Below are 20,253 nucleotides of genomic sequence, written 5' to 3'. Positions count from 1 at the left end.
ATTATTTAGATTCTTTATAAATATGAATTTTATAATATCTATTTTTGGCAGAAGTTTTGTAAACAAATGCCGGATATGAAAAATATACTGAATATTTTATGTGTTTTTATTTCGATTTTCGTTTTCTCGCAGGCTAAATCTGTGAAGAAAGGTAGTGCGAAGAAAGGAACAAAAAATACCGTAAAAAAAATTACAGAAACCAATAAGCCCAATCCTGATCTAGTAGTGATCAATAAAGATATCCCGGTTTTGATTCCTAAAAAGAAAGGCGATCATTTCGGATATGTCAACCAAAACGGGAAATTTATTATTCAGCCCGAATATCATATTGCTGTATTTTTTTATGAAGACTGTAATCTTTTGAATTCACCTAATGAGAAAGTAAGAAAATTCGGAACAAAAGAGTATGCTACAGTAGAAAAAGATATGATTTCTTACCGGATAGACCAGTCCGGGAAAAGGGTATATCAGTTCAAGGAAGCAGATTTCGGAAAATGTAAATTCGAAGAATATAAACAGCAGTTGTTTCAAGCGTATATTCTGAACGGCTTTTACGGAATCATTGAAAAATCAAAATTTGTAAATGCTGCTGATTACAGACAGTATCAGATCTATCCCCAATATCAGTATCTGTTTATTCTGGAAGGAGATGATGTGGCCAACCCCATGATTATTGCTTCCAATAATGATAAATTCGGTGTTATTGATGTTAACAATAAGATTATCATACCATTTGAATATGCTAATATAAAAAGGAATTTCAGCTGGAAACTGGGTAAAATGTTTGAAGTAACAAAAGATGGCCAGCATTACTATTATATAGATGCAAACAATAAAACGTACTAGAAAATTATAAATGATGATTGATGATTGATTCATCTGATAACTCCTGTTTCCCGTGAAATTTTTTATCCCAGATCCCGGATCCCGCAGTCCGAATTTACATTCATATTATTTTTTGTAATTTTGCCGCTGAAATAAAGGGGTGCTTTAACAGGCTGAGATTATACCCAATGAACCTGGAACAGGTAATGCTGTTTAGGGAATTGAAAATGTACCAATGAAACAGTATAACAATATACCAATTCTCATTGCTAGACTGTTAAATTAATAAAATTGTTACATTATTGCTCGACCCCTTTTATTCATTAAATGTTAAAAATTTATAGAATGAAAGGATTATTTTTTTTAGGGCTTAGTATAGGCTCTGTAGCCTTTATCCAGGCTCAGAATAAAGATTCCCTGAAAGTAAGGGAAATAGAGGCTGTCAACTTTACCAAAAGGTTACCGGTAGCTAAGGAGATCATCAACGTACAGAAAGATTTAGACGGAAAAAACCTGGGTCAGGATCTTCCTATTCTTTTGAAAAACCAAACTTCCATTATTTCTACTTCAGATGCCGGAAACGGAGTCGGATATACCGGGTTCAGAATCCGTGGTGTTTCGGGAAGTGCAATCAATGTAATGATGAATGGTGTTCCATACAATGATTCAGAAAGCCAGGGAACCTTTTTTGTCAATGTTCCGGACTTAACCAGTTCTGCATCGCAGATTGTAATTCAGAGAGGGGTAGGAACTTCCAATAATGGTGTTTCCGCATTTGGGGCGAGTATTAATGTGCTTTCTAAAGATCCGGAAGAAAAGTTTTATTTTAAAACGGACGACAGCTATGGGTCATTCAATACCTACAAATATTCAGCAGAAATAGGTTCTGGAAAGTTCTGGAAAAACCGTCTTTCCGTAATGGGAAGATATACGCATATTCATTCTGACGGCTATATTGACAGGGCTTCCTCAAATTTACATTCCTATAACTTTACGGCTTTATTTGAAGAAGGAAATACAAAACTGCGCTTAATGGCCTTCGGAGGAAAAGAAAAAACCTATCAGGCCTGGAATGGGATTGACCGTAAAACCTGGGAAACCGATCCGAAATTCAATATTTCGGGAGCCATTTATGATGCCAATTGGGAAAATATTGTTGGTTTTTATGACAACGAAACTGATAATTACAGACAAAACCATTATCAGTTGCTTTGGGAACAGAAATTCAGTGACCGCTGGAATCTTGAAACCACATTCCATTATACAAAAGGAAAAGGATATTACGAAAATTATAAACAGGGAAACCCTTTTTCAAGGTATAACCTTCCTGATATAATTGTAGATGGAGAAACTGTAAAATATTCCGATTTTATCAGAAAAAAATGGCTGAACAATGATTTTTATGGGGTAGTTTCCACGTTGTACGGAAAATTCGAAAACCTGGATGTGAATATTGGAGCAGTTGCCAACCAATACTATGGGAGACATTACGGAAATGTTACCGGTGTATTTTTTCCTCAGATTGATGAAAGTGAATATTACAGAAACCGCTCTGTGAAAAATGAAGTCTCGGGTTTTGCAAAAGCATTATTCAGAGTAGATAACTTTGAGTTTTTTGGTGATTTACAGCTCAGAAAAATTAACTATAATACCAAGATCCTGATGGCAGGAGATGGTGAAGGAGCCGATCTAAGTAAAAACTGGCTCTTCTTTAATCCGAAGGCCGGAGTGAATTACAAAATAGATGGAGGTAAAATATTTCTTTCCTATGCTCATGCTCACCGCGAACCGAACAGAGATGACCTGATGGCCAATAATGATGTGAAAGCTGAAAAGCTTCATGACTTTGAAGCAGGTTTTGAAAAACAGTTTGGAATACTGTCATTTACCGCGAATGTATACTATATGTACTATGTTAATCAGTTGGTTTTGAACGGAGAGCTTAACAATGTAGGAGCATTTATCAGAACAAACTCAGGAAAAAGTTATAGGAGAGGAGTTGAGCTCGGTGCTTTGGCTAAACTATCCAGGCAATGGGAGGTTTCCGGAAATGTAACACTAAGCCAGAACAGAAATCAGGACTTCAATATTCAAAATGGTGATGTGCCTAAAAGTCTTGGAAATACCCAGATCTCTTTCTCACCGAATGTTATTGCCAATGTAAGCTTGAAATTCAATCCTACAAAAAATTTCCAGTTTGCTTTAATGAATCAGTATGTCGGAAAGCAATATCTCGACAATACACAAGATGCAAACCTTCAGCTTAAAGATTATTTCCTGACGGATTTCAACGCTCAATATCAGTTTAAAATAGCCAATAATGAAATTGCCTTAAAGCTGTTGGTAAATAACCTGTTCAACAAGAAATATGTGAATAACGGATCTGTTTATGAAGGACAGCCTTATTATTTTTCACAGGCAGGAACAAATTTCATGTTTGGAGTGAGCTGGAAAATACAATAGCTGGCAAAATGGTAAAGTTGCAAGATCGGATCTAGATCGATATTAATTTACGAATCAGCCTTTTGCTTTTTATCGGTTTTATTCTTTTTAAGCTTAAAAAAAGAAGTTTAAATAGCCGTATTCCTATTTTAATAAAGAATAATTAAAAGACTGTTTCGGCAGTCTTTTTTTATAAAGGTTAAATATCTTAAAAAGTCATGAAAAAGTTATAAATTTGCTGCCAAATGAATATTTCAGCATACATTTTAGAATACTTAAAACAATTTGGAACTGCCACAGTTCCAGGCTTTGGGGTGTTTTCACTGAAAAATTCTAAGGCGATCATCAATTCCGAAAACGGAAGTATTTTACCTCCGGCCAGTCAGATTGAATTTACAATAGATTACGAAGTACAGACTGAAGATCTTACTGCTTTTATTGCAGAACATAAACAGATGTCCCTGGAAGCTTCCAAAAGTGATCTTAAAATCCAGACTGATTTTTGGAAGAAAAAGCTTCAGGCCGAACAGGTTCTTGAAATTCAAAACCTTGGAACTGTTTTCATTGAAGAAGGACACACCCATTTCAAGGGGAAAAGAATAGAATCCGGGCGTCCTGACTTTTATGGATTGGAAGAAATCAGATTTTCAGATATCAATAACGGAGAAAAAGTGAATGCAACAGTGAATCGTGAAAAGGATTTTAAATTCAAAAAAACAATTCTCTGGATTTTCCTTCTGATTATTCCGGTTCTGGGGATTGTATATCTGGCATTGACCCAGCAGGAGCTTCTTTTTGGGAAAAAATCTTTCAATAAGGTTTCTGTACAGACATCTACCCACAGAATCGTAAAAGATACGGTTAAGATGATGGTACACCCTACAGAAACACCTGTTTCAGATTCTTTGAAAAAAGATTCATTAGTAACACCTGCCGGAAAAGAAGCGAAACCCGCTCCGGCCGTTCCAAACAACACTAAGACTAGATGGCAAAAATAAAAAAAGCGTCAGAATCTCTGACCATTATGACCAATATCGTTCTTCCGAACGAAACCAATTCTTTAAGAAACCTTTTCGGTGGTGAGCTTTTGGCAAAAATGGACCGTTGTGCGTCTATTTCTGCTGCAAGACATTGCGAACGAAGAGTAGTTACAGCTTCTGTAAACCACGTATCTTTTAATCATCCGATTCCGGAGGGTGGAGTAGTGGTTTTGGAATCTAAAGTTTCCAGAGCATTCTCTACTTCTATGGAAGTATATGTGGATGTATGGTTGGATGACCCGATCAATCAGAAGAAAGTCCACACTAATGCAGGAATTTATACTTTCGTTGCAGTGGATGAATTCAACCGTCCGATTCCTATTCCTGAAATGATTCCCGAAACAGATGAGGAAAAAGAAAGATTTGCTGCTGCATTCCGTAGAAAAGAACTTTCACTGATCCTTTCCGGAAGAATGAAGCCTTTGGAATCTGTAGAACTTAAAAAGTTATTCCAGGAGCCGCAGGAGTCTAAGAAAGACAAAAAATAGAGTTATATACTTTATCCATAAAAATGCTTTTAAACTTTGCTGAGTGCTAACGCCTTTGTGAGCTTAAAAGCATTTGTTTTTTCAGAAATTTGCGAACTTTGCGGTAGAATAAAAACAGTAATCTTAGGAATATGTTCCTATCTCTAAAACCATTAAATAAAAAATGAAAATACTTCTTTTAGATAAAAATCATCCTCTTATCACTGAACAGCTTTTAGCTCAGGATTTTATACTGGAAGAGGATTTTACGTCATCCTATGATGAGGTTTGTAAGAAAATTGAGAATTATGACGGAATTATCATCAGAAGCCGTATTCCATTAGACAAAAACTTTCTGGAAAAAGGGAAGAACCTGAAGTTTATTGCCAGAGTAGGAGCGGGAATGGAAAATATTGATATTCCTGTGGCTGAAAAACTGGGAATCCAACTGATCAATTCTCCGGAAGGAAACAGGGATTCTGTGGCAGAGCACGTAGTAGGAATGCTGCTGGTTATCATGAACAGGCTTTTCATTGCCTCCCAGGAAGTGAAAAGCGGGATCTGGAAACGTGAAGAAAACAGAGGGGATGAATTGTTAGGAAAAACAGTCGGGTTGATCGGATATGGAAATATGGGTAAAGCTACAGCCAAAAGACTTTCCGGATTCGGTTGTAAAGTGATTTTTCATGATATTCTTCCTGACCTTTCAGATGAATATGCCACTCAGGTTTCCCTGGAAGAACTGAAACAGTCTGCAGAGGTTGTAAGCTTACATATTCCTTTGACTTCTGAGACGCATTACCTTATTGACGAAACTTTCATTAATGGGATGAAAAACGGGTTTTATTTTGTCAATACAGCAAGAGGGAAAAATGTGAAAACTAAAAGTTTAGTAGAAGCGTTGAAGTCCGGAAAAGTAAAAGGAGCATGTCTGGATGTACTGGAATATGAAAAATCTTCTTTCGAACACCTTGAAGCAGAAAATGAAGATTTAAAATATCTTCTTGAATCTGAAAAAGTGATTGTAACGCCGCATATTGCCGGCTGGACCCATCAGAGCAAAGAAAAACTGGCTCAGTTCATTGTAGATAAAATAGTTGCTTCACATTGTTAACTATTTTAAAAAATAAAATATAAAAAAGCGGATTTACAAAAAGTGAATCTGCTTTTTTATTAACTTTCACTTTATAATAATTTTGAAAAAGCAATTAACTATATATCATGATCTGGACACCAATAACCATTGAAGAAATATTTGCAAAAATTTACTCCGCAGAAAAAGACTTCAATGGAAATCTTTTAAACTTCTGGGATTTAATCAAAATATATCCTGAAAAATGGGACGAAGTAGATTACGGACGGGAAGGAGGTGGTTTTTGGGTGGTAGGATTAATAGGTAGAAGAGTAATTTATTACAATGATATTGAAGAGGGATTTAATATTTCAGAGTATTCAACCTATGGAACAATTGATGATTATTACTGTAATCAGGATGATTTGAATGTTGCTGTTTTAAGTCTTTACGGTCTTATCACATTTGGTGGAAGGATAATAGGGCAGGCCGGTCCTCCCATTTGATTCTAAAAGAAATTTGCTTTCTCTATTTTGTCCTTTTGCAATTTTAGTTATGCCATATTTTTACTTCTCCATTCATTTATGTTAAATAATTCATAATATCCAACTCATATTTATTATTTATTTTGAGTTTTATTAAATTGCCGCTCATTTTTGAATCTCATGACGACGCGTAATTTAGTACTTATCTTAACTGTTTTTTTATCCCTGTTTTCTTGTAAAAAAAAGTCTGAAGCCAAAGAGGTTTCAGTAGAAAATACCACCAATCTTCCTAACTATGGAAACGTAGATCTTGGAAATGTTTTCACGAAAGGTGACGGACAGCTTCTGAACAGACAGACTACGGTGAGTTATATAGACCAGTATTATAAAAAAGTATGGGAAGGAGGAAATCTGAGCGGAGGAATTCTTGTTGCCAAAGGTGATGAAATTCTATACGAAAATTACAGAGGTTTCGGAAGAGAAGGAAACCAGATGCCAATTGATAAGAATACTCCTTTGCACGTAGCTTCCGTTTCAAAAACATTAACAGCTATGGCCATGATGAAGCTGATAGAGGCCGGGAAAATAAAACTTACAGATCACCTGACTCAGTTTTTTCCGGGATTTCCTTATCCCAATGTTACAGTTCAGACTTTACTGGATCAAAGAAGCGGTCTTCCAAAATACGAATATTTTATTACCAAGATACAACCGGCTCCGGCAGAGCTTTCCAAACCGTTTATTACGAATCAGGATGTATTGAATATGATTATCAAGTATAAACCGGACCTGGCAAGGGATACGGATACCGGATTTATGTACTGTAATACGAACTTTGCTTTATTGGCTTTATTGGTTGAGAAAGTGACCAAAACTCCTTTTCCTCAGGCGATGAAAGAAATGGTTTTCATCCCATTGAAAATGAATAATACTTACATCTTCCAGGAAAAAGATATTCCTACTGCTTCACAGTCTTTCTATTACGGCGGAAATAAGCTTTATCCTCTGGACAGGCTGGATCTTATCTACGGAGATAAAAATGTATATACGACCCCAAGAGACTTATACAATTTTTCAAAAGCAATGTTTTCAAAAAACTTCCTGAAGCCGGAACTGATGCAGATGGTTTTCACTCCTTACAGCAATGAAAAAGCAGGTATGAATAACTATGGATTAGGCTTCAGAATGAAAATATTCGACAATGGAGAAAAGCTGACTTATCATAACGGATGGTGGCATGGTACAAATTCTGTATTTGCTCATCTTTTAAAATCTAAAGTGACCATTGTAGCCATTGGAAATAAATATTCAAATAAAGTGTATACGGCTTTGGCTTTATCAGGATTATTCGAGGATTTTCCTTTGCAGAAAGATAAGCTTCATACAGTGATGAACGACAATAAAGATAGTTTGAATTCCGGACAGGAAGTTTTTGGAGAATAATGTTTACTTTTGCTTAAACATTTTCATGAAAAGGTTTCTTTTATTATTCATTATCTGTTTTCTTGTACACTCATGTGCAAGAGTAGGGTCTCCTGTTGGTGGGCCTAAAGATACTTTGGCACCAAGATTTTTAAGTTCGAACATTGATACAACAAGAATTAATGTTAAAAGGGATATTCGCGAACTCCGCCTGGATTTTGATGAATATGTAACATTGAAAGATATCAATAAAAATCTGATTATCTCGCCTCCTATTAAGGGAATAACGAGAATCCTTCCCTCTAATATTGCCAACAGGTTTGTGCTGATTCAGTGGACAGATACTCTTCAGGCTAATACTACCTATAATTTTAATTTCGGGAATTCCATTGTTGATAATAACGAGTCGAATGTGCTGAGGTATTTCAATTTTGCTTTTTCTACTGGAGATAAACTGGATGATCTGTACATCAGTGGTGAGGTAAAGGATGCATTAGATACTAAAAAGAAAGCTGCTGCGTCAGCTGAGAATAAACTGGTGGTTGGATTGTATCAGGTAAAAGATACCATGGATTATAAGAAGAAGCCTTATTATATTACTAAGGTAGATGAAGACGGATATTATGAATTAAACTATCTTACCCCAGGAAAATATAAAATTATCGCTTTCGAGGATGAGAACGGAAATTCTATGTATGATCCAGGAAAAGAAAAAGTAGGTTTCCAGAAAGATCCGATCAATGTTGAGAAATCGATTTCAGGATTAAATTTAAAAGTATATCCTTCAAAAAAACCTGTGAAGTATGTTGAAATGAAAGAGATCGCAGGAGGTGTTCTGATGACATTTGAAGGGAACCCTGAAGACGTAAAGGTACAGTCACTGAACGAAAAACTGAAGGACGTTAAAATAACGCACAACCCGAAATCTGATTCTGTCAGAATATGGTTTGATGCCGTAAAAGATGATGTCGGACAGACTGCTAATGAAAAACTTATCTTTACTCATAATAAAGGGCCGAAAAAAGACAGTGCCTATAGTGTTTCTTTATTTTACAAATATAATAAGAAGAATGCGATGGATGTTTTTAGTGATAACGGCGGAAGTTCACTGGCGCCAAAATCAGATTTAAAAATTGCATCCAATTATATTGTTGATAAAATTGATCCTTCAAAATGGACATTGAATATCAAAGGAGACAGTTTAAACGTTTTGCCATTCAATGCTAAAATCTCAGAAACAAATCCATATCAGATACAGATTCAGTCAGATTTTATACCTGGAAAAAGCTATGAACTTACTGTTCCTAAAGAAACGGTGTCTTCATTCTTTACAAAAAATACCCAATCAAAGCGTTTTGATTTCGATGTGGCAAAAGTAGATCAGTTCGGAAGTGTTGAATTCTCCATTTCGAATGCTCCGACTGCAAATTATTGGATCCAGTTGGTTGATTCTTCAGACAAAATAGCCTATCAAAAGTATTTGAAAGGAGATAAGGTGAAATTTGATATTCTGCAGCCGGGAGAATATATTGTGAGAATTCTGGTAGATAATAACGGGAATAAATATTGGGATGAGGCAGATTTTGCCAATGATATTTTCGCTGAAGATGCTTATATTTTCTATAAAAAAGTTATTGTCAGAGCTTTATGGGAAACGAGAGAAGATTGGGACCTAAAGGACACAAGAACGCTGGATAGTCCAAAATCACCAACTGCAGCACCTGCTTCAACTTCTGTGCCTGCTCCTTCTTCTACATCAACAACTCAGCTGCCTGCTGAATCTGCGACAACAAAACAGGTATTGAAGAAAGAATTTAAATCCGGCAATGCCGTTTTAACTCCGGCAAAATAAACAGATGAAGACCGCTAAGAAAATACTATTCTGGACATTGGTAGCGTTTGCACTGATTCAGTTTTTTCCTGTTGACAGAGTTAATAAACCTGTTGATCCTGCTGTAAATTTTGTAGATGCGAGAAAATCACCGGAAAAGATCAGAACACTGCTTAAAAATGCTTGTTATGACTGTCATTCCAATGAAACAGTTTATCCTAAATATGCATTTATTGCTCCTGTTTCGTGGTCGGTAAAAAGCCACGTGAATGAAGGCAGGGAGCATCTTAATTTTTCTGTTTGGGGAAGCTATAATAAGGATTTGAAAAAGAATATGCTTACTCAAGCTGTTCAAACGATCCAGAACAGGACAATGCCAATGCCCGGTTATATAGTTTACCACAGAGAAGCTAATCTTTCAGAAGCAGAAAGAGCATTGCTGATTCAGTATTTTGAAGAAATACTGACTGCCAAAACATATTAATTTCTACAATAAAAAACTCCCGCAGACTTTACAAACTAAACAGATGGTTTAAAATATCTGTTGATCTGTAAAGTCTGCGGGAGAATTTTTACAAAAATTATTTTTTTAAATAGCCCTCAAAAAATCTCTTCTGAGAATCAAAAGCAATATCTTCAAGATCCAGATCCTGTAAGGGAATCCAAACCGCTTCTGAGATCTCGGAGAGTTCGAGACTTACCTTAAATTTTTCCGAAACATTGTACTCATAAAAGAGATCGATTGTATTGTAATCAATTTCCTTATATTGATAGATATTAGGAAGGCTGGTAAGGTATTTCAGATTAGAAATATCAATATCAAGCTGAAGTTCTTCAAAAAGTTCTCTTCTACAGGTTTCCTCTGCACTTTCTTTAGGGTCGACAAATCCTCCCGCAAGATCGAGTTTCCCTTTTTTAGGATCTCTGTTTCTTCTGGTAAGATAAATTTCGTCTCCGTATCTGATGACTACTGCTACAGCACCTGCCACATTATTATACAAAGTAAAACCGCATTCCGGGCAGCTCCATTTCTTTTCACCATCCCAGTGTAAGGACTCTTTGCCACAGCTTGGGCAATATTTCAATACTTTCATTGAGCGATATTAATATTTCTCGGGTGATAACTCAAAATAACATCCCTTAATTCTTCAGTTTTCAGGTGCGTATAGATCTCTGTCGTTGTAATGCTGGAATGGCCCAGCATTTCCTGAATATAACGTAAATCTGCTCCATTCTGCAATAAATGCGTAGCAAACGAATGCCTGAATGTGTGTGGAGATATTTTTTTGTTAACCCCTGCTTTATCTGTAAGTTCTTTAATGATAAGAAATACGATTACTCTGGACATAGAAGTCCCGCGGCTGTTCAAAAACAGAGTGTCTTCATATTTCTTATTGATTTTACCCTTAGAACGCACCTCTTTGATATAGCTTTCGAGCAGATCAGCGGTATAGTCGGCCAAAGGAACAAAACGGGTTTTGTTTCCTTTTCCGTGTACCTTGATGTATTGCTCTTTAAAGTTGATATTGGAGATCTTCAGATCAATCAGTTCAGAAACACGTAGTCCGCAGCCATATAGTACCTCTATGATGCATTGGTTTCTTTTTCCGAGATCTGTATTGACCTCAATAGCAGCAATAATTTTGTTGATATCAGGCAGGCTTAAAGTGTCCGGTAGGTATAGCCCCAGTTTAGGGCCTTCAAGTAGTGCCGCAGGATTGTCCTCACGATATTCATCCTCAAGCAGAAATTTGAAAAAGGCTTTGATGGAGGATATCCATCTCGCTTGTGATCTCTCACTGAATTTCTGTTTGGAAAGATTGAAAATGTATTCCTGCAGGTTTTCGTAGCCGATAGAGTCCGGACCGACATTTTCCAGATCCTCTTCTGCGTAATCTTTTAATTTTTTAATGTCCCGAACGTAGGCGTCGAGTGTGTTTTCTGAAAAATTTCTTTCGAAACGAAGAAATATTTCAAAATCTTTGATCTTTTCATCCCAAGTCATTTGTGCTTATTTTTTTAGTTCACAGTCCGATATTTGTTCTATTTCAATATTATGGTTTCTCAGGAACGATATACCATCGTCATCCGAATACTCATTAATATACACCAGTCTCGTAATTCCTGCCTGTAAAATCAGCTTGCTGCATTCTTTACAGGGTGACAGCGTCAGATATAACGTTGCCCCTTTTGCAGATTGTGTGGAAGCAGCCAGCTTTAATATAGCATTGGCTTCCGCATGTAATACGTACCAGTGTGTTTTTCCCTCTTCATCTTCACAGCAGTTTTCGAATCCCGAAGGAGTTCCGTTGTAACCATCTGAAATAATCATCCTATCTTTTACGATAAGAGCTCCTACCTGTTTTCTCTTACAGTAGGAGAGTTTTGCCCATTCCTGAGCCATTTTTAGATAAGCTTTATCAAACTTATTCATACCACAGCATTGTTTTTTCGAAATAATTTGGATTAAAATCTAGAAGTTCGGCTTTCTTTTCTCCAGGAAAGCAGTTACTCCTTCTTTCTTATCTTCCATATCAAAAAGTTCACCGAAATACTTGATTTCAGTTTCAAAACCTTTTTCTGTGTCAGATAAATTCACGGCGTTGATAGCCTTAGATATTGCCATTGGTGAGTTGTGGGCAATCGTGTTTGCTAATTCTTTCGTTTGGGTTAATAATTCTTCTATAGGGTATACTTCATTGACCAGTCCGATCTCTTTTGCTTTTTGAGCAGGGATCATTTTGGCAGAGAAGATCATTTCATTGGCAATACCTTTTCCGACAAGTTTGGGAAGCCTTTGGGTTCCTCCATAACCCGGAATTAATCCGAGCGTTACTTCAGGAAGTCCTAATCTGGCGTTTTCCGATGCATATCTGATGTGGCATGCCATAGCAAGCTCTAAACCTCCTCCTAATGCAAAACCGTTCACGGCCGCAATGACAGGTTTAGACATGTTTTCAATTTTGTTGAACAACTTATTTTGTCCGTTTCTCGCAAGTTCTTCAGCTTTTTCCTGTCCGAAATCACTGAATTCCTTGATATCAGCTCCCGCTACGAAGGATTTTTCTCCACTTCCGGTAAGGATGATCACCCTACAGGAAGTATCAGTGTCAAGCTCGTCCAATGCGGTACTGATTTCCTGAATTGTTTTTGCGTTTAAGGCATTTAAACTTTCAGGTCTGTTTATGGTAATGATAGATAATTTATCTTCTTTTTTTAATAATATGTTCTCGTAACTCATTTTTCCACTTTAAAATATCATCCTTTGCAAATTATGAATTTTTTACAAAAAAAAGGAAAAAATATTATTTTTTTTTCCTTTTTTTTAATTTATCGTTCAATATGATTATTTGGAATGATTCATCATATTTGCATCAATATTGACATTTAGCTGAGAAGCTACTTTCATGCCAAGCTCAATGTTGGCACGGAAAAAATGACACAGTTGACGGTTAATAATCTCGTCTTTTTTAGGTCCGCTTATGCCACTCATACTGCCTACTATATTTTTGATCAGATGATCTCTGTCTTCTGCATTCATTGCTTTTGAGTAAAGCAGCCCCGGCTGTGTATAATGATCACTGTCGTTGTCATTTCTGTTGTAACTGGCAACATGAGCACTGTCTAGCTCATACTCAAAGTTTTTGTAGGATGGGTCAGGTTTGATATCATCAAAACTGTTCGGATGATAATTCGGTTTGTCCTGATAGGAGCTTGAGTCTGCCATATAACCATCTCTCTGATAATTGTTGACTGCAAAAGGACATCTGTTCACTTCCAGCTGATGTGAATTGACCCCCACTCTGTACCGGTGCGCGTCAGGATAAGAGAATAATCTTCCCTGCAGCATTTTGTCCGGTGAAAAGCTGATCCCGTTAATCAGGCTGCTGGGTGAAAAAGTAGACTGCTCCACATGGGCAAAGTAGTTGACAGGGACTTCGTTAAGTTCCATTTCTCCTACTTCAATTAAAGGGAAATCATCATGGAACCATACTTTGGTAACATCAAAAGGATTCCATCTGAAATCTTTGGCCTGTTCTTCTGTCATTACCTGAATATACATCGTCCACTTCGGGAAATTTCCGCTTTCAATAGCATTGCAAAGATCTTCCTGTGCAAAATCAGGGTTTTCCCCAGCCATTTTTACTGCTTCTTCATCGGTGAAGTTTTTGACTCCCTGCTTTGTTTTAAAATGGAATTTTACCCATACTCTTTCATTTTTATCATTGATCATGGAGAAAGTGTGGGAGCCGAATCCGTGCATATGACGGTATCCGTATGGAGTTCCTCTGTCAGACATTAATATAAGAACCTGATGAAGCGATTCCGGATTTAAACTCCAGAAATCCCACATCATCGTTGCGCTTTTTAAATTGGTTTTTGGAACCCTTTTTTGAGTGTGAATAAAATCAGGAAATTTTTTAGCATCTTTAATAAAGAATACAGGTGTATTGTTTCCTACAAGATCCCAGTTTCCGTCTTCAGTATAAAACTTTAAGGCAAAACCTCTCGGGTCTCTTGCGGTATCTGCGCTTCCTTTCTCGCCGCCCACAGTAGAAAATCTTGCAAACATTCTGCATGAATTTCCCACTTTTGAAAACAGCTTTGCTTTCGTGTACTGGCTGATGTCATGGGTTACAGTAAATGTGCCGTATGCTCCGCTTCCTTTGGCATGCACAATCCTTTCAGGAATTCTTTCCCTAACGAAATGTGCAAGATTTTCCTGAAGAATAAAGTCCTGCAGTAATACCGGGCCTCTTGGTCCTACCGTCTGTGAATCCTGATGTTCAAAATAAGGTGCTCCGTTACTTAACGTTAATTTTTTAGAATCCATATAATTGATGATTTGAATAATTGTTCTTTTTCTAAATCCAAGTGTAAAGGTAGTGAATATCAAATTTACTTGAATTTTTAATTGCTAATAGCAAAAACGTTATATCTTTGTAATAGATAATATTAATCAAATGAACATTCAGCAACTGGAGTATCTTATCGCTGTTGATAAGTATAAACATTTTGGTAAAGCCGCTCAGGCGTGTTTTATTACCCAACCTACGTTAAGTGCCATGATACAGAAATTTGAGGATGAACTGGATGTGAAGGTTTTCGACAGGACGACTCACCCGATCCGTACTACAGATGTAGGTCTTCAGATTATTGATCAGGCAAAAGTAATTATCGAGTCTGTGAATGAGTTGAAAAACAAGGCTAACCTGTTGAATAATATTTTAGGAGGAACCATTAACCTGGGAATCATTCCTACAGTTTCTTCTTTCATACTGCCTACGGAAATCTTCAAGTTTCTTGAAGAAAATCCAAAAATCCAGATGAATGTAAAAGAAATGACTACGGATAATATTATTAAAGCTCTAAAAGCGGGAGAACTGGATGCGGGAATTATCTCTACTCCTTATGATACGGCTGACGAGTTTTACCAGGATTTCTTATTCAATGAAGAGCTGATGATTTACAGTTCCAATACGGAAGCCAATAAAAAGAATTCTTATATCATTCCTGAAGAACTGAATGTAGAGAAAGTATGGCTTCTTGAAGAAGGAAACTGTCTTAGAAATCAGTTTGAGAATATCTGCCATCTGAAGGAAAATACATTGAAACCCAAAAATCTGGATTTCCTTGCTTCCAATATTCAGACTTTAGTACATATGGTAGATAAGGTAGGGGGAATCAGTATTCTGCCTGAGCTTGCATTGAGCCAGCTTTCTGAGGAACAGAAGAAAAATGTTTTCAGATTCAAAAAACCTTTCCCTTATCGTGAAATCAGTATTATTTACTATAAGCCAACCTTTAAGCAAAAAATCATTGATGAATTATCACATTCCATCAAAAATTCTTTAGAACTTAAGCTGAATTATCACGAAAGTCCAAAAGAGTTTGTAAGCATTAAGCCACAGTAATAAGAATGCCTTAAAGTGATAGAAATCATCAATTTAAATAAAAGCATAATTAGTAAACAAAATTTTTGAGTATTACGAAAATAGTACTTAAATTTGCTGACGTTTATTACGAGGAAAAATTTGACCTGATTGCAACCTCTATAAAAAAATGCTAAAACAGTATTCTTTTTTCTGGGCAATTTCATTCATATTTTTCGCAAACAAAATTTTAAATCTTTAAAACAAAAGAATTATATGTCTTATTTATTTACATCTGAATCAGTTTCAGAAGGACATCCGGATAAAATTGCCGATCAAATTTCCGATGCATTAATTGACCATTTCTTAGCATATGATAAAGATTCAAAAGTAGCATGTGAAACTCTTGTAACTACCGGACAGGTGGTATTGGCAGGAGAAGTAAAATCAGATGCTTATCTTGATGTACAGACCATTGCCAGAGAAGTAATCAACGGAATTGGATACACAAAAGGAGAATATATGTTCAATGGAGATTCTTGCGGGGTGATCTCTGCAATCCATGAGCAGTCACCTGACATCAACCAGGGGGTTGACAGAGCCGTAAATGACGAATCTTTCGAAGCTAAAGCGAATGCACAGGGTGCCGGAGATCAGGGAATGATGTTTGGATATGCCACTAATGAGACGGCTAATTATATGCCTCTTGCGTTGGATCTTGCCCATACGATCCTGAAAGAACTTTCTGCCATCAGAAGAGAAAATAAAGAGATTACTTACCTTCGTCCTGATGCAAAAAGCCAGGTTACTATTGAGTATTCTGATGATCACAAACCTATCAGAATTGATTCTATCGTAGTGTCTACTCAGCATGATGACTTCGGAACAGAAGAAGAAATGCTGAATAAGATCCGTGAGGATATTAAAAATATTCTGGTTCCAAGAGTCGTTGCTCAGCAAACAGAGGAAATCAAAGCTTTATTTAATGATCAGATCAAATATCACATTAATCCTACAGGAAAATTCGTCATCGGAGGACCTCACGGAGATACTGGTCTTACAGGAAGAAAAATCATCGTTGATACATACGGTGGCAAGGGAGCCCACGGTGGTGGGGCCTTCTCAGGAAAAGATCCGTCTAAAGTAGACAGAAGTGCTGCTTATGCAACAAGACATATTGCTAAAAACTTAGTAGCTGCAGGAGTTGCTGATGAAGTTTTGGTACAGGTTTCTTATGCAATTGGGGTAGCTGAACCTTGTGGTTTATATATCAACACCTACGGAACTGCAAAAGTAGATCTTCATGACGGTGAAATTGCTAAAAAAGTTTCTGCCATCTTTGATTTAAGGCCTTATGCTATTGAGCAGAACTTAAAACTGAGAAACCCTATCTATCAGGAAACAGCATCTTACGGGCACATGGGGAAAGAACACTATGTAGCTGATAAAACTTTCAATAAAGGGCATAAAAATGAGCTTACACTCAAAGGCCTTGAGTTTTTCACTTGGGAGAAATTAGACAAAGTAGAGGAAATTAAAGCCGCTTTCGGAATTTAATTTTCCCTTTAAAGAATAATAATGAACTGCTTTATCTTTCGATAAGGCAGTTTTTTTTAATTTTACACCTTAATAATATAGAAAGATGATGAATTTTCGAACTGTAGTTGCCATCCTGTCCCTGTCTTTGCTAAGTACGTTGGTAAAAGCTCAATATACCATGCACAAAATGATCACTGTGGGGTATACTTATCAGAATCAAAGTTTTGGCGAAGTAGGAGGTAAATTGCTTTTCCTTAAAAATGATGATGTGATTTACAGATTGGGAGGATCTGCCCTGATGGGGTCTGTGGATTCCAGATTTGCTGTTATGCCAAAGCTGCAGGCTGATGTTTTACTTAATTTTGAAAAGAATGTGGATTTCTACCACTCATATTATTTTCTAGCGGGAGTGGAAGGGACCAATAAATATATTGCCCCTAAGATAGGGGTCACCTTATTTGGAATGCTGGATCTTACAGGGGGATATGCTTTTCCTGTCGGAGACACCCGATTAAACGGAAAAGAAATGAAAGGCTTGAATATTAATTTTACATTAAATATCCCTACGGTCTTCATTCATGACATGTTTAAGTGATTTTTTTTAAATTTTTCTTTCGGAAATTTAATAATTGGTTAACAGTTATTAAAAAATTATTATATTTACATCATAATAATTTGTACCGCCTATAGAATAGACTCTACTCTAGAACTGTTTTGTTTATACAGCAAAGGCCAGATATCATATCTGGAGGAATACCTGTCTGCAAATATTTATATTGAGAAGAGTTATGAAATCAAAATCGGATAGTTTACTAATTTCCCTTTACCAGAAAGGAGACGAGGGTGCATTGTCAACCCTTATTCACCGACATCAGAGAGAACTTTTTACATTCATTTTTTACAAAATTAATGATGAAGATTTGGCCAACGATATCTTTCAGGACACTTTTATGAAGATTATTGTTATGCTGAAAGAAGGGCGCTATAACGAAGAAGGTAAATTTATTCTTTGGGCAAAAAGAATTTCTCACAATTTAATCATTGATCATTTCAGATCAAAAGCCAAGAATATCAAAGTTTCAGAAACTACTTTTGAAACGGACGAATATTCTATTTTTGATTTAATCAGGGAGCCTTCTGAAAATATTGAAGACCAGCTTGTCACCAACCAGATACAGGAAGATCTTATGAGAATGCTTCAGTTTTTGCCACCCAACCAGCAGGAAGTCATCAAGCTGAGATTTTTTGATGGTTTGAGTTTCAAAGAAATTGCAGATCATACGGATATGAGCATTAATACTACACTGGGCAGAGTAAGATATGCACTCATAAACCTGAGAAAAATCATGGATGAAAATAATATAATATTAACGAGATAAATAATATTTAGCAAAATTTCACGTTTTAAAGAAAAACATACTTCGCCTATGAAAAAAAATGATTCTTTAAAAGTGAAAACTTTGAAACCTAAGAAACAAACCATTGATTTTTTGCTTAATTTTTCCAAAAACCTTGAAGTTGTGAAGAGCAAAAGCAAAAACTACCCTATCTCGAAAAATTAAAATTATTAACTTTGTGCTGTATGAAAATGCAGCACGTTTTTTTTGACCTGGATAATACACTCTGGGATCATCGCAGAAATGCCTATCTTACCATCAAAGACCTTTTTGAAAAACAGGAAATTACTTCAAAGTACCATATCGATTTTGAAGAGTTTCATTCTGTTTATCATGATATCAATGAAGAATTGTGGGAAAAGATCAGAGACGGAATTATTGGCAAAGAATATTTGAGAGAATACCGTTTTTATCACTCATTTAAACATTTTGGTGTAGAGAATAAAGAATTGGCCCTTTATTTTGAGGAAAACTTCCTTGATAATATTGTAAGTCATAACGAATTGGTGGAAGGAGCAGAAGATGTTCTGGAATACCTGAAAGCCAAAAATTATACATTGCATATTATATCCAACGGATTTCAGGAGGTAACAGAAAGGAAATGTATCCTGTCCGGAATTGCACCCTATTTTAAAACTATTACCAGTGCGGATTCCGTAGGAGTACGAAAACCAAATCCAAAGATTTTTGAATACTCTCTGGGGCTTTCTGAAGCCAGAAAAGAAGAAAGCATCCTTATCGGGGACGACTGGATTGCTGATGCGATGGGCGCTACAGATTTTGGAATGGATGCTATTTTCTTTGATGTTTATAAAGAAGATAAGCAGAAGGAAGGATTAAAAGCTATTACCCATCTGCACCAGATCAAAGAATACTTATAAATATAAGATTATAAAATCTCATAAAAGCTGCTAAACTCAATTTAGCGGCTTTTTTATTCTCAATGTATTTTAAAAACCCATGCTAAGATCTTTGATCATCTGCGTCAACCCATAGTTACATTAAATTTTGAGTCTATTTATTTTACCATAACCATTTTCCTAATTCTTTCCCAAATTGATGATGAACTTTGCTCCATATTAACAATAGAAAATGTAATAGTATGAAAAATGCAAAGAAAATCACCGGAGTATTGATGATCATATTTTTATTGATGGGAAGCCTGGCTGCTGCGCAGGACAGGGCAATAACAGCCAATCAGCTGCCTAAGACAGCTAAAAACTTTCTTTCTGTCCATTTTAAAGGCATCCCTGTAAACTCTGCCATAGAAGACAGAGAAATCTATGGCGTGGATGAGTACAAAGTATACCTGACCAATGGAATGAAAATGGAGTTCGACAGCAGCGGTAACTGGAAAGAAGTGGATGGCAGGCATCAGAAAATCCCGTATGGCTTTATTCCCATGTCAATCAGAAATTACAGTACGAAAAATTTTCCTAATACTTATATCATCAAAATAGAAAAGAAAAGATGGTCTTACAAAGCAGAACTTTCCAATGGATTAGAGCTTGAATTTGACAGGAACGGAAACTTTAAAAAAATTGATGACTGATTAAAACGAAGTATAACAATAAAATTAGTATGATGGTCAACTGGAGCTTAATTAGAAGTAATGGAGGAAGAGATTCTTCCAATAAGATTAGAAAGAGTATTGTGTCTTTTATGACAAAGCACCACCCCGGCAGTGTAATAGACTCTATTGAAAGGAAATATAACGCTTATAAAATTAATCTGATGAATGGCTTATGTCTCGTTTTTGACGAAGATGGAAGATATGTGAAATCGAATTGATTTTAAGGAAGCTGGAAACAGGAAGGGGAAAGAGCGGAAAACTACAGATGTTATAAGCTGTACACATTA

The 20,253-nt window shown here is 36.2% G+C and carries 21 protein-coding genes; 16 read left to right on the top strand and 5 right to left on the bottom strand.

The window, feature by feature from the left end; translation table 11 throughout:
* The first annotated feature begins 75 nt into the window (after positions 1 to 75).
* The 9 genes from AC3FI7_RS14795 to AC3FI7_RS14755 all read left to right on the top strand — a co-directional run bounded on the left by AC3FI7_RS14795 (position 76) and on the right by AC3FI7_RS14755 (position 10,068).
* Entirely contained in the window at positions 76 to 846 is a 771-nt protein-coding gene (locus tag AC3FI7_RS14795) for a WG repeat-containing protein (protein ID WP_228451280.1), read from the top strand.
* A gap of 324 nt (positions 847 to 1,170) precedes the next feature.
* On the top strand, positions 1,171 to 3,288 hold the full coding sequence (locus AC3FI7_RS14790) for a TonB-dependent receptor (RefSeq protein WP_142725088.1): 2,118 nt from the start codon (positions 1,171 to 1,173) through the stop codon (positions 3,286 to 3,288).
* Positions 3,289 to 3,512: 224 nt separating this feature from the next.
* Complete coding sequence (locus AC3FI7_RS14785; protein WP_491460398.1) at positions 3,513 to 4,265, top strand: hypothetical protein; 753 nt, start codon at positions 3,513 to 3,515, stop codon at positions 4,263 to 4,265.
* On the top strand, positions 4,253 to 4,795 hold the full coding sequence (locus AC3FI7_RS14780; protein WP_002983813.1) for an acyl-CoA thioesterase: 543 nt from the start codon (positions 4,253 to 4,255) through the stop codon (positions 4,793 to 4,795). The genes AC3FI7_RS14785 and AC3FI7_RS14780 overlap by 13 nt, the downstream gene beginning before the upstream one ends.
* 163 nt (positions 4,796 to 4,958) lie before the next feature.
* Positions 4,959 to 5,888, top strand: a complete 930-nt coding sequence (locus AC3FI7_RS14775; protein WP_491460397.1) for a 2-hydroxyacid dehydrogenase — start codon at positions 4,959 to 4,961, stop codon at positions 5,886 to 5,888.
* A 107-nt stretch (positions 5,889 to 5,995) separates the two neighbouring features.
* Complete coding sequence (locus AC3FI7_RS14770) at positions 5,996 to 6,352, top strand: hypothetical protein (protein ID WP_228451279.1); 357 nt, start codon at positions 5,996 to 5,998, stop codon at positions 6,350 to 6,352.
* A gap of 159 nt (positions 6,353 to 6,511) precedes the next feature.
* Positions 6,512 to 7,774, top strand: a complete 1,263-nt coding sequence (locus tag AC3FI7_RS14765) for a serine hydrolase domain-containing protein (protein WP_491460396.1) — start codon at positions 6,512 to 6,514, stop codon at positions 7,772 to 7,774.
* Positions 7,775 to 7,799: 25 nt separating this feature from the next.
* Positions 7,800 to 9,605, top strand: coding sequence for an Ig-like domain-containing domain (locus tag AC3FI7_RS14760; RefSeq protein WP_491460395.1), 1,806 nt, complete (start codon positions 7,800 to 7,802; stop codon positions 9,603 to 9,605).
* A 4-nt stretch (positions 9,606 to 9,609) separates the two neighbouring features.
* Positions 9,610 to 10,068, top strand: coding sequence for a heme-binding domain-containing protein (locus AC3FI7_RS14755; RefSeq protein ID WP_142725083.1), 459 nt, complete (start codon positions 9,610 to 9,612; stop codon positions 10,066 to 10,068).
* Between the two features lie 97 nt (positions 10,069 to 10,165).
* Here the strand turns inward: AC3FI7_RS14755 and AC3FI7_RS14750 are convergent, their stop codons facing one another.
* From AC3FI7_RS14750 to AC3FI7_RS14730, 5 genes are all read right to left on the bottom strand, one after another.
* Positions 10,166 to 10,678, bottom strand: a complete 513-nt coding sequence (locus AC3FI7_RS14750; RefSeq protein ID WP_291902993.1) for an NUDIX hydrolase — start codon at positions 10,676 to 10,678, stop codon at positions 10,166 to 10,168.
* Entirely contained in the window at positions 10,675 to 11,589 is a 915-nt protein-coding gene (xerD, locus tag AC3FI7_RS14745) for a site-specific tyrosine recombinase XerD (protein WP_110009878.1), read from the bottom strand. Before xerD ends, AC3FI7_RS14750 begins: the two co-directional genes overlap by 4 nt.
* A 6-nt stretch (positions 11,590 to 11,595) precedes the next feature.
* On the bottom strand, positions 11,596 to 12,018 hold the full coding sequence (locus AC3FI7_RS14740) for a deoxycytidylate deaminase (protein WP_002983800.1): 423 nt from the start codon (positions 12,016 to 12,018) through the stop codon (positions 11,596 to 11,598).
* A 39-nt stretch (positions 12,019 to 12,057) separates the two neighbouring features.
* Positions 12,058 to 12,825 carry an enoyl-CoA hydratase/isomerase family protein gene (locus AC3FI7_RS14735; RefSeq protein ID WP_142725080.1) on the bottom strand — a complete coding sequence of 256 codons (768 nt, stop codon included), beginning with the start codon at positions 12,823 to 12,825 and terminating at the stop codon, positions 12,058 to 12,060.
* A 105-nt stretch (positions 12,826 to 12,930) separates the two neighbouring features.
* A complete protein-coding gene (locus tag AC3FI7_RS14730; protein ID WP_142725079.1) occupies positions 12,931 to 14,418 on the bottom strand; it encodes a catalase in 1,488 nt (495 codons plus the stop codon).
* A 130-nt stretch (positions 14,419 to 14,548) separates the two neighbouring features.
* On the opposite strand from AC3FI7_RS14730, the gene AC3FI7_RS14725 reads away from it, so the two are divergent.
* The 7 genes from AC3FI7_RS14725 (at position 14,549) to AC3FI7_RS14695 (ending at position 20,184) form a co-directional block, all read left to right on the top strand.
* Entirely contained in the window at positions 14,549 to 15,499 is a 951-nt protein-coding gene (locus AC3FI7_RS14725; RefSeq protein ID WP_065396444.1) for a LysR substrate-binding domain-containing protein, read from the top strand.
* A gap of 234 nt (positions 15,500 to 15,733) precedes the next feature.
* Positions 15,734 to 17,014 (top strand): methionine adenosyltransferase, encoded by a 1,281-nt coding sequence (gene metK, locus AC3FI7_RS14720; protein WP_142725078.1) that lies wholly within the window; start codon positions 15,734 to 15,736, stop codon positions 17,012 to 17,014.
* A gap of 85 nt (positions 17,015 to 17,099) precedes the next feature.
* Complete coding sequence (locus AC3FI7_RS14715; protein ID WP_142725077.1) at positions 17,100 to 17,591, top strand: hypothetical protein; 492 nt, start codon at positions 17,100 to 17,102, stop codon at positions 17,589 to 17,591.
* Positions 17,592 to 17,784: 193 nt separating this feature from the next.
* Entirely contained in the window at positions 17,785 to 18,375 is a 591-nt protein-coding gene (locus tag AC3FI7_RS14710; RefSeq protein WP_142725076.1) for an RNA polymerase sigma factor, read from the top strand.
* A gap of 203 nt (positions 18,376 to 18,578) precedes the next feature.
* Complete coding sequence (locus tag AC3FI7_RS14705; RefSeq protein ID WP_142725075.1) at positions 18,579 to 19,274, top strand: YjjG family noncanonical pyrimidine nucleotidase; 696 nt, start codon at positions 18,579 to 18,581, stop codon at positions 19,272 to 19,274.
* Positions 19,275 to 19,495: 221 nt separating this feature from the next.
* A complete protein-coding gene (locus AC3FI7_RS14700) occupies positions 19,496 to 19,945 on the top strand; it encodes a PepSY-like domain-containing protein (protein ID WP_491460394.1) in 450 nt (149 codons plus the stop codon).
* A gap of 29 nt (positions 19,946 to 19,974) precedes the next feature.
* Entirely contained in the window at positions 19,975 to 20,184 is a 210-nt protein-coding gene (locus AC3FI7_RS14695; RefSeq protein ID WP_142725073.1) for a PepSY-like domain-containing protein, read from the top strand.
* Positions 20,185 to 20,253: the final 69 nt, after the last annotated feature.

The sequence above is a fragment of the Chryseobacterium sp. TQ-BC-N36 genome (assembly GCF_058382295.1).
This window is presented reverse-complemented; position numbering and strand designations above follow the sequence as displayed.

Coding starts and splice junctions, on each gene's coding strand:
- AC3FI7_RS14795 (WP_228451280.1), top strand. CDS start 76: ATGAAAAATATACTGAATATTTTATGTGTTTTTATTTCGATTTTCGTT.
- AC3FI7_RS14790 (WP_142725088.1), top strand. CDS start 1,171: ATGAAAGGATTATTTTTTTTAGGGCTTAGTATAGGCTCTGTAGCCTTT.
- AC3FI7_RS14785 (WP_491460398.1), top strand. CDS start 3,513: ATGAATATTTCAGCATACATTTTAGAATACTTAAAACAATTTGGAACT.
- AC3FI7_RS14780 (WP_002983813.1), top strand. CDS start 4,253: ATGGCAAAAATAAAAAAAGCGTCAGAATCTCTGACCATTATGACCAAT.
- AC3FI7_RS14775 (WP_491460397.1), top strand. CDS start 4,959: ATGAAAATACTTCTTTTAGATAAAAATCATCCTCTTATCACTGAACAG.
- AC3FI7_RS14770 (WP_228451279.1), top strand. CDS start 5,996: ATGATCTGGACACCAATAACCATTGAAGAAATATTTGCAAAAATTTAC.
- AC3FI7_RS14765 (WP_491460396.1), top strand. CDS start 6,512: ATGACGACGCGTAATTTAGTACTTATCTTAACTGTTTTTTTATCCCTG.
- AC3FI7_RS14760 (WP_491460395.1), top strand. CDS start 7,800: ATGAAAAGGTTTCTTTTATTATTCATTATCTGTTTTCTTGTACACTCA.
- AC3FI7_RS14755 (WP_142725083.1), top strand. CDS start 9,610: ATGAAGACCGCTAAGAAAATACTATTCTGGACATTGGTAGCGTTTGCA.
- AC3FI7_RS14750 (WP_291902993.1), bottom strand. CDS start 10,678: ATGAAAGTATTGAAATATTGCCCAAGCTGTGGCAAAGAGTCCTTACAC.
- xerD (WP_110009878.1), bottom strand. CDS start 11,589: ATGACTTGGGATGAAAAGATCAAAGATTTTGAAATATTTCTTCGTTTC.
- AC3FI7_RS14740 (WP_002983800.1), bottom strand. CDS start 12,018: ATGAATAAGTTTGATAAAGCTTATCTAAAAATGGCTCAGGAATGGGCA.
- AC3FI7_RS14735 (WP_142725080.1), bottom strand. CDS start 12,825: ATGAGTTACGAGAACATATTATTAAAAAAAGAAGATAAATTATCTATC.
- AC3FI7_RS14730 (WP_142725079.1), bottom strand. CDS start 14,418: ATGGATTCTAAAAAATTAACGTTAAGTAACGGAGCACCTTATTTTGAA.
- AC3FI7_RS14725 (WP_065396444.1), top strand. CDS start 14,549: ATGAACATTCAGCAACTGGAGTATCTTATCGCTGTTGATAAGTATAAA.
- metK (WP_142725078.1), top strand. CDS start 15,734: ATGTCTTATTTATTTACATCTGAATCAGTTTCAGAAGGACATCCGGAT.
- AC3FI7_RS14715 (WP_142725077.1), top strand. CDS start 17,100: ATGATGAATTTTCGAACTGTAGTTGCCATCCTGTCCCTGTCTTTGCTA.
- AC3FI7_RS14710 (WP_142725076.1), top strand. CDS start 17,785: ATGAAATCAAAATCGGATAGTTTACTAATTTCCCTTTACCAGAAAGGA.
- AC3FI7_RS14705 (WP_142725075.1), top strand. CDS start 18,579: ATGAAAATGCAGCACGTTTTTTTTGACCTGGATAATACACTCTGGGAT.
- AC3FI7_RS14700 (WP_491460394.1), top strand. CDS start 19,496: ATGAAAAATGCAAAGAAAATCACCGGAGTATTGATGATCATATTTTTA.
- AC3FI7_RS14695 (WP_142725073.1), top strand. CDS start 19,975: ATGATGGTCAACTGGAGCTTAATTAGAAGTAATGGAGGAAGAGATTCT.